The sequence below is a fragment of the Vibrio sp. OPT24 genome, assembly GCF_015163545.1.
GTDB lineage: Bacteria > Pseudomonadota > Gammaproteobacteria > Enterobacterales > Vibrionaceae > Vibrio > Vibrio cyclitrophicus.
Genome location: NZ_JADDYI010000005.1, coordinates 75,583 through 87,841, shown reverse-complemented (window position 1 = coordinate 87,841; position 12,259 = coordinate 75,583). Strand labels below are relative to the sequence as shown.

10 protein-coding genes are annotated in these 12,259 nt (G+C 43.4%); 6 read left to right on the top strand and 4 right to left on the bottom strand.

Translation table 11 applies throughout. From position 1 onward, the window contains the following. Nucleotides 1-214: 214 nt before the first annotated feature. Nucleotides 215-514, bottom strand: coding sequence for a hypothetical protein (locus IQO02_RS02140; protein WP_016788028.1), 300 nt, complete (start codon nt 512-514; stop codon nt 215-217). Between the two features lie 220 nt (nt 515-734). Between IQO02_RS02140 and IQO02_RS02135 the strand changes: the two genes are divergently transcribed. Beyond that, nucleotides 735-2,138 carry a PLP-dependent aminotransferase family protein gene (locus IQO02_RS02135; protein WP_016789482.1) on the top strand — a complete coding sequence of 468 codons (1,404 nt, stop codon included), beginning with the start codon at nt 735-737 and terminating at the stop codon, nt 2,136-2,138. Nucleotides 2,139-2,282: 144 nt separating this feature from the next. Next, complete coding sequence (locus IQO02_RS02130) at nt 2,283-2,489, top strand: hypothetical protein (protein WP_016784568.1); 207 nt, start codon at nt 2,283-2,285, stop codon at nt 2,487-2,489. A 147-nt stretch (nt 2,490-2,636) separates the two neighbouring features. On the opposite strand, the gene asnS is transcribed toward IQO02_RS02130, so the two are convergent. After that, entirely contained in the window at nt 2,637-4,037 is a 1,401-nt protein-coding gene (asnS, locus tag IQO02_RS02125) for an asparagine--tRNA ligase (protein WP_016767247.1), read from the bottom strand. A gap of 737 nt (nt 4,038-4,774) precedes the next feature. Here asnS and IQO02_RS02120 point away from each other — a divergent pair. Then, a complete protein-coding gene (locus IQO02_RS02120; RefSeq protein WP_016799392.1) occupies nt 4,775-6,265 on the top strand; it encodes a SulP family inorganic anion transporter in 1,491 nt (496 codons plus the stop codon). A gap of 151 nt (nt 6,266-6,416) precedes the next feature. Here IQO02_RS02120 and IQO02_RS02115 read toward each other — a convergent pair whose 3' ends face one another. Next, nucleotides 6,417-8,051 (bottom strand): methyl-accepting chemotaxis protein, encoded by a 1,635-nt coding sequence (locus IQO02_RS02115; RefSeq protein ID WP_010441410.1) that lies wholly within the window; start codon nt 8,049-8,051, stop codon nt 6,417-6,419. A gap of 353 nt (nt 8,052-8,404) precedes the next feature. Here IQO02_RS02115 and queD point away from each other — a divergent pair, with 353 nt between their 5' ends. The 3 genes from queD (at nt 8,405) to IQO02_RS02100 (ending at nt 10,653) form a co-directional block, all read left to right on the top strand. After that, nucleotides 8,405-8,767, top strand: coding sequence for a 6-carboxytetrahydropterin synthase QueD (gene queD, locus IQO02_RS02110; RefSeq protein ID WP_010441408.1), 363 nt, complete (start codon nt 8,405-8,407; stop codon nt 8,765-8,767). A 465-nt stretch (nt 8,768-9,232) separates the two neighbouring features. Then, the gene (locus IQO02_RS02105; RefSeq protein ID WP_022570769.1) at nt 9,233-9,430 is read left to right on the top strand and encodes a hypothetical protein; all 198 of its coding nucleotides are present in this window, start codon (nt 9,233-9,235) and stop codon (nt 9,428-9,430) included. Nucleotides 9,431-9,510: 80 nt separating this feature from the next. Next, nucleotides 9,511-10,653, top strand: coding sequence for an amino acid permease (locus tag IQO02_RS02100; RefSeq protein WP_016767250.1), 1,143 nt, complete (start codon nt 9,511-9,513; stop codon nt 10,651-10,653). A 227-nt stretch (nt 10,654-10,880) separates the two neighbouring features. Here the strand turns inward: IQO02_RS02100 and IQO02_RS02095 are convergent, their stop codons facing one another. Further along, nucleotides 10,881-12,242, bottom strand: coding sequence for an L-serine ammonia-lyase (locus tag IQO02_RS02095; RefSeq protein ID WP_010441404.1), 1,362 nt, complete (start codon nt 12,240-12,242; stop codon nt 10,881-10,883). Nucleotides 12,243-12,259 lie beyond the last annotated feature (17 nt).

Sequence of the window (12,259 nt, the reverse complement as noted above, 5' to 3'; positions counted from 1 at the left end):
TGACTTGCGTAAATAAGACCGGAAATTCTATCGATAGCTTTCGTTGATTGATACAAGAAATTGATGTGTGTAAGTGATTTGTTAACTAAGTGGGGATTATTACAGCATTACTATGAGTATACGTTAATAGCCTCGATAGAGAGTCGAGGCTATTCTGTGGTCGATCTTGGCTTGCTCTTGAAGAACAGCGAAAGCCGTTACGTTTAATTGTGTATTATTTTTTTAGATTGATCTCAGCTTCAATAGAACTGGTTTCAATATCAGGATGAGACGCCAGTTTGTCAGTTGCCCACTGGTTTAAGTGCTTAAGAATTGCAGACACCGCGTGTTTCTCTGTCGGCGCTTGATCTTGCTCTACGTCGATCTTCTGCTTTGGATGCGAACCTGTTGCATCTTCAGCGATATGAAGCCAGTCTGGGTGCCAGTAATATGGCTGGCCACTCGGTGTCGTCCAACTATGAACACCGTTTGACTCTCCTTTATAACTTAATTGGTCTGCTTTTATTTTTGTCATTGTTATCTCGCATGTTTTTTGGGTTACATCAAATTATTGAGGCTTAGAGCGAACTTGGCTCTCGCCTTGATTACAAACTTAGCAAAGCTTACAAAGTTATCTGTGAACCAATTCACACAATTATAGAAATCAGGGGTAATCATATGGATAGCAGCAATAGTTGTTAACGTTAGTGATAAAATCTCCGGCTTATTAGAATTTATCTAGGTAGTACAGTTAGATGGCGCGTTATGAAGAGCTTGCAAAGGACATTCGAACTCAGATTGCTAACAACACTTGGCGGTCCGGGGAGAAGATCCCTTCTGTGCGCATGAGTTGTCGAAATTACAACGTCAGTAATAGTACTGTTCTACAAGCCTATCAATTGTTAGAAAGTGAAGGTTGGATTATCGCCAAGCCTCAATCTGGCTATTTTGTCGCGCCCAGAATGGATGATATGGATTACCTATTAACGCCAGAGCGTGAGAAGAAAGCGATCAATGACCGCTTGTTTGATTTCTTAAAATCGAGTTCCGCAGAAGGTGTAATACCTTTTGGCTCAGCCTTCCCAGATCCTGACCTTTTTCCTTTGCCTACCTTGACCCGAAACCTCGCGAGTGCAGGAAGAAAGATGACGGGAGCGAGTGTCATTAATAATTTACCGCCGGGCAGTGAGTCACTCAGAAGGCAAATTGCCCAACGATATTTGCAGCAGGGTATTACGGTGAATCATCAAGACATCGTGATTACTTCAGGTGCGATGGAAGCGCTCAACTTGAGCCTACAAACGGTCACCAATTCAGGTGACAACGTTGTGATTGAATCTCCAGCTTTCTATGGCGCTTTACAGGCCGTAGAGAGGTTGGGGCTCAATCCGATTGAAGTGGATGTTTGTCCAATCAATGGATTGAATATTGATCAGTTTGAAAGCGCACTACAAAACCAAGATGTAAAAGCGTGTTGGCTGATGACGACTTTTCAAAACCCGACGGGGACAAGTTTGTCTGAAGAGGCAAAGCGCCGTGTGGTTGAGATTGCAGAACAACACGAAACCTACATTATTGAAGATGACGTATATGGTGACCTCTACTTCGAGGGTCATAAACCCAAACCACTAAAAGCCTTCGATAAGACTGATTCTGTTCTGCTTTGTGGTTCGTACTCAAAAAGTCTGTGTCCGGGTTATCGGGTCGGCTGGGTTGTGAACACGCGTTTCAATGATGCCATTCAAAAGCTTCAGCTTCTTTCTACACTGTCGAGTAGCGCGCCTGTTCAGCTCGGAGTCGCACACTTTCTGACGCATGAAAGCTACGATAACCACCTTCGTAAACTGCGCAAAAACCTGTTGCTAAGAAAAGAGAGTTTTATCAACGTGATCAGGCAATACTTTCCACATTCTATCCAAATTGAAGAGCCCACTGGCGGCTATTTTGTCTGGATTCGTTTTGTTGAGAAATTCGACAGCCAACAATTTCATCAACTGGCTATTGAGCAAGGTATTAGCGTCGCATCTGGCGATTTGTTTAGCGAACAGGGCAGAGTAGACAACGCGATTCGGTTGAACTTTTCGTATGAACTGACTAAAGAGAAAGAGCAAGCTCTGAAGTTACTTGGGCAATTGGCGCATCAATTAATGAATTCATAGTCTGGCAGCTTGCTCAAAAGGTTAAGTTACTCATAAAACAGCGAGTGATTTCAACTGTACGGGCTGATTACGCTGTAACTGTACGCCTTGTTGATCAAAGAGTTGTGATTCAATAACGGTAGACCAAATTTTGGAGATACCGTTATGTTGAAAGTGACTATGGGAAACGAAGTTAAGCTTATTATTGTGGCGATTGTGTGCGCACTTCTGCTTATCATCGGCCATGTTTTATTGGCCAAAGCATTCGCAGATATGGCTTGGGCTGAATATACAACTGCAGCAATCCCATTCGTTATGATGGCAATCTGTGGCTTTGCCATTAAATACGCGAAAGACCAAGATGTCGATTAGCTTTTGAATGATTAGTTTCTGCTGGTGGTATGCCGAAGCATCAGTCGTTTCTTTTATTCCGAATATAAAAAACCTCCGCAAATTGCGGAGGTTTTTATTTGTTCTTAACTTTTAGATTCTAGTAAGAGCTAAGCTCTCAATATCGAATTAGAAGTTTGCAGAGCGTGGTGTACGTGGGAATGGAATCACGTCACGAACGTTGCCCATACCTGTTACGTAAGATACGAGACGCTCGAAACCAAGACCGAAACCAGCGTGTGGCACTGTGCCGTATTTACGTAGGTCGCGGTACCAGCTCATGTGCTCAGGGTCGATACCCATAGCAATCATACGCTCGTCTAGAATGTCTAGACGCTCTTCACGTTGTGCACCACCGATGATTTCACCGATGCCTGGTGCAAGTACGTCCATTGCCGCAACTGTTTTGCCGTCGTCGTTTAAGCGCATGTAGAAAGCTTTGATGTCTTTCGGGTAGTTCTTAACGATAACAGGCGCTTTGAAGTGCTCTTCAGCTAGGTAACGTTCATGCTCAGAAGACATGTCGATGCCCCACTCAACGTCGAATTCAAATTTCTTACCAGAGTCTAGTAGGATTTGGATTGCGTCAGTGTAGTCAACTTGTGCGAAATCAGCGTCAACGAATTGCTCTAGACGAGTGATCGCTTGCTTATCGATGCGAGAAGCGAAGAACTCAAGGTCATCACGGCGCTCTTCAAGAACAGCAGCGAAAACGTACTTAAGCATGTCTTCAGCCAGCTTCGCTACATCGTCAAGGTCTGCAAACGCAACTTCAGGCTCAACCATCCAGAATTCAGCTAGGTGGCGACTTGTGTTTGAGTTTTCAGCACGGAACGTAGGACCGAACGTGTAAACCTTGCTTAGTGCACAAGCGTAAGCTTCCGCATTAAGTTGGCCAGATACCGTTAGGAAAGTTTCTTTACCGAAGAAATCTTCGTTGAAGTCAACTTTGCCTTCGTCAGTGCGAGGTAGGTTTTCCATGTCTAGCGTAGATACACGGAACATTTCGCCAGCGCCTTCTGCATCAGATGCAGTGATAAGCGGAGCAGACGTCCAGAAGAAACCTTGCTCGTGGTAGAAACGGTGAATCGCTTGAGATAGACAGTTACGTACACGTGCTACTGCGCCAATCACGTTTGTACGTGGACGCAGGTGAGCAACTTCACGAAGGTATTCGATAGAGTGACGTGTCTTAGCCATTGGGTAAGTGTCAGCGTCTTCAACCCAGCCAACAACTTTAACGTCAGTTGCTGCTAGTTCGAAGTCTTGACCTTTCGCAGGAGACTCAACAATCTTACCTGTTACTTCAACAGAGCAGCCAGTTGTTAGCTTTAATACTTCGTTTTCGTAATTATTAAGATTATTAGGAACCACGGCCTGAATCGGGTCGAAACAAGAGCCGTCATAAATGGCAAGGAAAGAGATTCCAGCTTTGGAATCACGACGTGAACGGATCCAGCCGCGAACAGTTACTTCACTGTCTACCGCTAGCTTGCCGCCAAGTACGTCTGTTACAGGCGCGTAAGTCATGTTGATTTCATTCTCCATTGAGGGACAAATTCAACTCAAAGTTACTAGCGTTACTGCAAATATATAGATATTCGCACAATAATTAGCCGAAACATCGAGTTGTATAAACTTTTTAAATCGATTGAACATATTACCTGTCATACGGACAGCTTCAACCTTTATTCTTGCTCGACGAAAGAAATATTGTGTCTGCAGACAAGAAAAACCACTAAGGGTTGTTTTTTTGTTCGATTTCATGCGGTGCAATTGCCGTTAGACGTTTATAAACGTTATGTCGGAGTTAGGTTATTAAACTAGGTTAGTAACCGTTTTGGTCAATAGCCGTAACCGTTTTAATGAATAGCCGTAACCGTTGACGAGGTGGTATAGGTTTGGAATCTTTGTTTGCAATAATGAATGTGTGATTGCATCAAGACTCACTTTATATTGGCGCGGCTCAAGCTAGCTCAATGTTTACGATCCAACTTAATACTTACGATCTAGTCTAATGTTTACTCGCTAGCTTAATTTGTACTGTTTATCTTAGTACCTATTATCAATAGGCTTGAGCTTACTTATTCAATAGCAAATAAATCACAAACCAGAGGAGTTTAATATTCACGTGTTAATTACGCCGCCTTAGCCCCTGCATTCTCTCTACACCCGCACTTTTCGAGCGCTCGCTCATTCAAGAAAAACAGTCGATCAAATTATGTCTGAACAAGGCAGGACTGGCTGTACAAGTAAAAGAGAATTACATGCTTAATTATTTAAAAAAACACTGGTTATCAAACGTTAAAGGAGATTCATTATCTGGGATTGTGGTTGCACTCGCATTAATCCCAGAAGCTATCGCATTTTCAATTATCGCAGGCGTTGACCCTAAAGTAGGGCTTTATGCTTCTTTCTGTATCTGTGTCGTCACTGCGTTGGTTGGCAGTCGCCCGGGGATGATCTCTGGGGCAACGGGTGCTATGGCACTGTTGATGGTCACCTTAGTTAGAGAGCACGGGTTAGAGTATCTGCTCGCGGCTTCATTTCTTGCAGGCGTGGTTCAAATTGCGGCTGGATATCTCAAGCTAGGAAACCTGATGAACTTTGTTTCAAAATCAGTCATAACGGGTTTTGTTAACGCACTCGCGATTCTTATCTTCATGGCGCAACTCCCTGAACTCATCAATGTGCCATCAAGCGTTTACCTGTTAGTCGCTCTTGGTTTAGCCATTATTTATCTGCTTCCTTATTTCCCTAAATTAGGCAGTGCGATACCGTCTCCATTGATTGCCATCGTAGTACTTACTATCGTCAGTCTGCTCTTTGGTTTGGATGTAAGAACAATTGGCGATATGGGTAAGCTTCCTGATTCACTGCCTGTGTTCTTAATTCCTAATATTCCATTCACGTTTGATACGTTGGCGACCATACTTCCTTATTCTATTGCTCTGTCCCTCGTCGGCTTATTAGAGTCCTTAATGACAGCGACGATCGTCGATGATCTGACCGATACTGAAAGTAATAAAAACAATGAATGTAAAGGGCAGGGCGTTGCGAACATCGTGGCTTCCCTTTTTGGTGGAATGGCGGGGTGTGCGATGATCGGCCAGTCGATAATCAATATCAAATCTGGCGGTTTGACGAGGTTATCAAGCTTAATTGCAGGGGTTGTTTTGTTATTAATGGTAGTGTTTGTCTCTGATTGGTTGAAGCTGATACCGATGGCGGCGTTAGTGTCTGTGATGATCATGGTTTCTATCGGCACATTCTCATGGCGTTCTGTTGTTGAGCTTAAAGACCACACACTCCCAACTAACGTAACCATGCTAGCAACAGTGGCGATGGTGGTGTTTACTCACAATCTCGCAATAGGTGTTGCGGTTGGCGTGGTGCTATCGGCTCTGTTTTACGCTGATGTCAGCAAGTCAATGGTGTTTATTTCAGATGAAGTGATGACTAACGAAATACACACGGTTCATAAAGTAAAAGGGCATGTATTTTTTGCCTCTTCGGAAGCGTTTGTTGACCTATTTGATTATGACAAAACTACATCTTTGGTGACCATCGATATCTCTGACGCGTCCTTCCTAGATAACACCTCGGTTGAAGCGCTCGATAAGGTGGTATTTAAATTCCGTAAAAAAGGCGCTTACGTTGAAGTGGCTGGAATGGATACCGTGAGTGCAAGTCTCATCTACAAGCATGCGATGTATCATAAGCATAAAGACCTAACTGCGGTTTCTATTACACACTAAATGATTGTTTAATTGGGAATTCGAGTCCTAAATAAAGAAAGCTAATAACTTAAAGCGCTCAAAATTGAGCGCTTTTTTTGTTGAAAAGGAAAGAAAAGCAACTTCAAAAACAGCGCCACACTGCGGCGTTATGGCGTTATGGCGTTAGGCGTTATGACCTTTTCTTATCTCTGGCGTTTGCGCTCGACAAAGTGAATTGATTTATCAGTGATTCAAGGTGGTCAGACAGCTCTTCAAGGTCATTACTGATCCCGCGGGTTTCACCAGCAGATTGTGACGTATTATCGGCATGTGAAGTGATGGTCTCGACCTTCTGCTGAACGTCTTTGGTCGCCAGTGTGGTGGATTGCGTTTGCTGCTGGATATTTTGTGCATGGGCCAGCACTTGTTTCATTTCTTCCACGACACTGTTCATTTCATGCGATAGTGCATCGATATCTGTTGAGCTTTGATGTGCTTGCTCGCAAACTCGGTCGGCCGAAGTTAAAGATTCTTCGCTACCTTGTTGGAACTGATGGATAATCGATTCAATACTGCCTGTCGCTTCAGCCGTTCGTGAGGCAAGATTACGAACCTCATCAGCAACTACCGCAAAGCCACGACCTTGTTCACCTGCGCGAGCGGCTTCAATTGCTGCATTCAAGGCAAGAAGGTTAGTTTGATCGGCAATGCCTCGAATAACACTCAATATTGAAGAAACCTCTCCAGTTTGCTCATTGAGTGTCAGTATTTTGTGTTTCACCTCTTCAATGCTGGTGACTAGGTTCTTTATTTCACCACTTGCGTCATGTGCCTGGTTGGCACTTTTGCACGCTACATCAGCTGTGTGGTTGATGAGTTCGGAGGCCGTTAACGTCGCTTGTTCTACGTTGATCTGCTGAGCTTGTATCCCTTCAACATTGTTTTGTACTTCAGCCGTTTCATTCTGCTGATCACTGGCTGCTTGTTCGGTAATGTGCGCAACGCTGGTCAGTTGATTGGCAGACGCATTCAACTTATGTGAGGTGTTTTGTACCTTTTCCAAACTGTCGGAAACGGTGCCCATGAACGAGTTAATAGAGTTAGCCAGTGTTCCAATCTCATCTTTACTTTGTTCGGGCAGCCGAGTGGATAGGTTTTTATCGCTGCTGACTTGGGTCATAAAGCGAGATGTCTGTTGAAGAGGGCGAACGATGATTTTACGAATCAGCCCCATGGTTAACACGAAACCAGCAAAAGAGATCACCGCCATAATACCGATCGCGGTCATCGTTTGAGTATTGATCAGCGAGTTGACATGGCTAAGGTTATATTCAAGTCGAATCGCCCCTAAAACTTCCCCCTCCGGTGCCATGTGACAAGTGATGCAGTTTGTACCGCGATAGTTTTCACTCGATTTCATTGGTAGGGCGATAACAAGGCCTTTTCCCCAATCAGAAGAAAATGGTTCGATAACGGTTTCGCCAGCCAATGCGCGCTTGTCGATATCATCAACGGGTATTTGGTTTTCATTGCCGGGACCGTATAGTTTACTCACTGCGTCTGCACGCAAGACTCGAACATTTTCAATACCGTCTTGAGCTAGCGCTTTTTGACGGAGTGTCTCTTTTTGCGCCATGGTACCAGTGAGCATCATCATATTGAGGCTATCGAAATAGTTACTCGCTTTGTCGTGTAGTTGTTCACTGAGTACCGAGTTAACCAACTCTTTTTGTTGCGAATATTGAAAATAGGTCGATATGGCAAGCAGGAAGGTAAACACGACGGCCAAAGCCACCAGGATTTTGAAAGTGATTGTTGAGCGCATAGGGAATAGTTTTTATTATTTATAATGACGCGCATACTTTACGTGTCAGAGACCCTACTACCTATGGGGTATAACAAATAGTGTGACCATTCTCCGCTTATGATGATGTTTCTGTGATGTAACAAGTTTGTGTTGTTTTTTTTGGCGCGTAAGTGTCAGTAATTTATCATTAAATAGCGATAAGTATGACCTTGTTTCCGTGTTCTCGAACTTTAAATGTTAAATCTATTAATAGATGCGATTGATGGTGTTTGATTTTATAAATCAGTTTGAGGGCTTACGATTGATAGAACTTGTGAAGTGGCAGGGTTTTACGTAAAATTGCGTGTCATTTTTTTAGCCTGAGAAACACAATGAGATCTGAGTTATACAAAGAGTTTATGTTTGAAGCAGCCCACCATCTTCCACACGTGCCGGAAGGGCATAAGTGCGGTCGTTTGCATGGCCACTCTTTTCTTGTTCGTTTGTACGTAGAAGGCGAAGTTGATCCGCATACTGGTTGGGTAATCGACTTTTCTGAAATCAAAGCCGTATTCAAACCAATCTACGACCGTCTCGACCACTATTACTTGAACGATATTGAAGGTTTAGAGAACCCAACGAGTGAAGTATTAGCTAAATGGATCTGGAACGAGCTAAAACCAAACTTGCCGCTTCTAAGCAAAGTTGAGATTAAAGAAACATGTACTGCAGGTTGTATCTACCGCGGTGAATAAGTTTTCAATACTGTAATTTTGAGACTGCACTTAGAAAACTGTATTTTCAAAGCAATTAACTTCAATACGATAGTATTCAATATCGCATTTAAGGTTATAGTTTTTAAAGTTTCAAAGTTTCAAAGTTTCAAAGTTTCAAAGTTTCAAAGTTACGAAAGGCGCTCACAAGAGCGCCTTTTTTGTGCTTGTTATCTGGTTTGGTTACTCTGCGCACAAGCTCTGATTTTATTGGGTTTGATGTATTTATGGAGCGGCTTTTTATCAATAATGATTATTGTTTTACAAAGTTAAGTGGTTAATTTGTATTCAAATGGCCATTTTGTTTAATTTAATAGCAAAAATTGTGGCTATAGCGTTGTGTTTCGAGGCTCATTCTATAAGATGAAAAGACCTCTATGAGAGAGGTAAGGCAGCAACGGATACGCTGCTTCAAATACTATGGAATGTGACTTATTGGACACATACATGAAATTCAAGATTACATCGCCGATTATTGAACCTACGGAAGGTTCACCACATCAGCTAACGCTCACTCACGCTTCTCGTTTTACCTCTTTTAAAACAAGCTCCCCTTTGAACGCCCTGTTCGACAATGTCTCTGCACGCTTCTCTACCGCTTATCGCTCCTATTGTTATTCGTTTTATAACTTTATTTCTATCTGAACACCTTTGTCATCTGCTCGATGACGAAGACTTACACCTATAAAAACTAAACAAATAAGTTAAAGACAATGAATATTAAAATGATAGGGAGCTCCCTAATTATCGCTGGTACCGCTCTCGGTGCTGGTATGCTTGCGATCCCAATGGTATTAGCTCAATTTGGATTGCTTTACGGCACACTGCTGATGGTTCTGATCTGTTTCGGCACCACTTACGCAGCATTATTACTTCTAGAAGCGACCATCAAAGCGGGTGGCGGTTTAGGATTAAATTCTATTGCCCGAAAAACCTTGGGTAGACAAGGCCAGCTACTCACTAACGGCTTGCTATACGCGTTATTGATTTGCCTATTGATGGCTTATATTTTGGGCGCAGGTGACTTGCTGAGTAAGTTACTGTCTAACTTTGGAATAGAGATCACCGCGACCACGAGCCAAATCGTGTTCACGCTTATTGCCGGAGCCGTCGTCGCAAGTGGTACTGGCGTAATTGATAAGCTCAACCGTGCACTGTTCTTCGTGATGCTAGCGAGCTTGTTTGCAACCATGACTTTTTTGGCGCCGAGTATGACTCAAGAAAACCTGATGCAGGTGACAAGTCATGACCACGTTGATCTCATTAAAACCAGTGCAATTCTGTTTACCAGTTTTGGTTTTATGGTTGTGATTCCAACTTTGGTTTCTTACAACCATGAAGCGACAGACAAACAGCTGCGTAACATGGTGATCGTCGGTTCTCTGATCCCATTAGTGTGTTACTTATGTTGGTTGTTTGCGGTAGTGGGTAACTTGAGCGAAGAGCAATTCAGAAGCTTCAAAAACGTATCAGATTTGATGGCGGCGTTTGAGGCTCAGTCTCCTTGGGTGGGTAATATACTTTCTACCTTTACAGGTTTGGCGTTGTTAACCTCTTTCTTTGGTGTGGCGATGGCGTTGTTCAACCAGAACAAAGATATGTTCAATCAAAATACGGCGGTAACTTATTGCATTAGCTTCATATTACCGTTGGTGGGCTCATTACTTGCTGCAGATAAGTTCCTACAAGTATTGAACTACGCAGGCATCATTTTGGTATTCTTGGCGGTGTTTGTTCCTTTAGTAATGGTTCACAAGCAGCGTTTCATGAAAGTTGCTGACGATAGGTACCGCGCCGAAGGTGGCAACGTAATGATGCTGTTTTCACTGTTGTTTGGTTGCTTCTTGCTTGTTTCACAAGTGATTTAACAAAACAATTTGGTGGGTTGAATAAATCAGTCACCAAGCTTCCTTCAGATACAGAAGCTTCAGAAACAAAAAAAGGAACGCATCGGCGTTCCTTTTCATTATCTGCTCGTTATCAAGCAAACTGAGTTAAGCGTTGGTTTTTTAACTGATGCTGGCCAATAAATTAATACGGACTAGCAAGCCAATGCTAACTAACAAACGAATGCTAACTAACAAACGAATGTTAATTAACAAACAACCTTAACAGCCAAACCACCTTGAGACGTCTCACGGTATTTAGCGTTCATGTCTTTGCCTGTTTCTAGCATCGTTTCGATAACTTTATCTAGAGAAACAGTGGGAGCAGAAGAACGACGCAGTGCCATACGAGTCGAGTTGATTGCTTTCACTGCAGCAATACCGTTACGCTCGATACATGGTACTTGTACTTGGCCAGCAACTGGGTCACACGTTAGACCTAGGTTGTGCTCCATACCGATTTCTGCAGCCATACATACTTGCTCTGGGCTACCACCCATAAGTTCAGCAAGACCAGCCGCCGCCATAGAACATGCCACGCCAACTTCACCCTGACAGCCAACTTCAGCGCCAGAGATAGAAGCGTTACGTTTGTAAAGACCACCGATCGCGCCAGAAGCTGCGAAGTAACGGATGTAGTCTTTCTCTGTAACCGTTTGGATGAACTTATCGTAGTAAGCTAATACAGCAGGGATGATGCCACATGCGCCGTTTGTTGGTGCCGTTACTACACGGCCGCCAGCTGCGTTTTCTTCGTTTACGGCGAAAGCAAACATGTTTACCCAGTCAACAACCGTCATTGGGTCATTGGTTGTTTTTTCTGAAGTCATTAGCTGTTGGCGAAGTGCTGCTGCACGACGAGGCACACGCAGTGGACCAGGTAGGATACCTTCAGTATTCATACCGCGGTCCATACACTCACGCATCGTTTTCCAGATGTTAGCGAAGTAAGTGCGAGACTCTTCGTCTGAGTGGAAAGCCGCTTGGTTTTTCATAACCAATGTACTGATAGAAAGACCGCTTTCTTTACACTGATTAACTAGCTCTTCAGCTGTTGTGAATTCGTAAGGTGCTTTGATTGGGTTTTCTTCTTCTTTGCCGAAGTTCTCTTCGTCAACGATGAAACCGCCACCAATGGAGTAGTATGTTTTTGAGTATGCTACTTCGTCATCAACCCAAGCATGAATGCTCATGCCATTCTCGTGCAGAGAAAGGTTGCTAGTGTGGAAGTTCATTCCACCATCGCGTGGGAATGAAACAGTATGACAGTGCATACCAACAGGTAGACGTTCAGTTTCTTCTACGCGAGCAATGAAGCCAGCAATAGAGTCGATATCAACACGCTCAGGAGTATTGCCAGCAAGACCCATGATGATTGCGATATCTGTGTGGTGACCTTTCCCTGTCAGTGATAGTGATCCATATACGTCCACGGTGATTTTAGTGATGTCGCGCAATTTTCCCATTGAACGTAGGTCATCAATAAATTCTTTACCCGCTTTCATTGGTCCAACTGTGTGTGAGCTCGATGGACCAACACCGATTTTATAGATATCAAATACACTAATCATAGCGATTACCTCAAAAA

Bases quoted from the DNA above. Each gene is read 5' to 3' on its own strand.
- IQO02_RS02115 (WP_010441410.1), bottom strand. From the start codon at position 8,051: ATGCGCTCAACAATCACTTTCAAAATCCTGGTGGCTTTGGCCGTCGTG.
- IQO02_RS02140 (WP_016788028.1), bottom strand. From the start codon at position 514: ATGACAAAAATAAAAGCAGACCAATTAAGTTATAAAGGAGAGTCAAAC.
- IQO02_RS02135 (WP_016789482.1), top strand. From the start codon at position 735: ATGGCGCGTTATGAAGAGCTTGCAAAGGACATTCGAACTCAGATTGCT.
- queD (WP_010441408.1), top strand. From the start codon at position 8,405: ATGAGATCTGAGTTATACAAAGAGTTTATGTTTGAAGCAGCCCACCAT.
- IQO02_RS02120 (WP_016799392.1), top strand. From the start codon at position 4,775: ATGCTTAATTATTTAAAAAAACACTGGTTATCAAACGTTAAAGGAGAT.
- IQO02_RS02095 (WP_010441404.1), bottom strand. From the start codon at position 12,242: ATGATTAGTGTATTTGATATCTATAAAATCGGTGTTGGTCCATCGAGC.
- asnS (WP_016767247.1), bottom strand. From the start codon at position 4,037: ATGACTTACGCGCCTGTAACAGACGTACTTGGCGGCAAGCTAGCGGTA.
- IQO02_RS02130 (WP_016784568.1), top strand. From the start codon at position 2,283: ATGTTGAAAGTGACTATGGGAAACGAAGTTAAGCTTATTATTGTGGCG.
- IQO02_RS02100 (WP_016767250.1), top strand. From the start codon at position 9,511: ATGATAGGGAGCTCCCTAATTATCGCTGGTACCGCTCTCGGTGCTGGT.
- IQO02_RS02105 (WP_022570769.1), top strand. From the start codon at position 9,233: ATGAAATTCAAGATTACATCGCCGATTATTGAACCTACGGAAGGTTCA.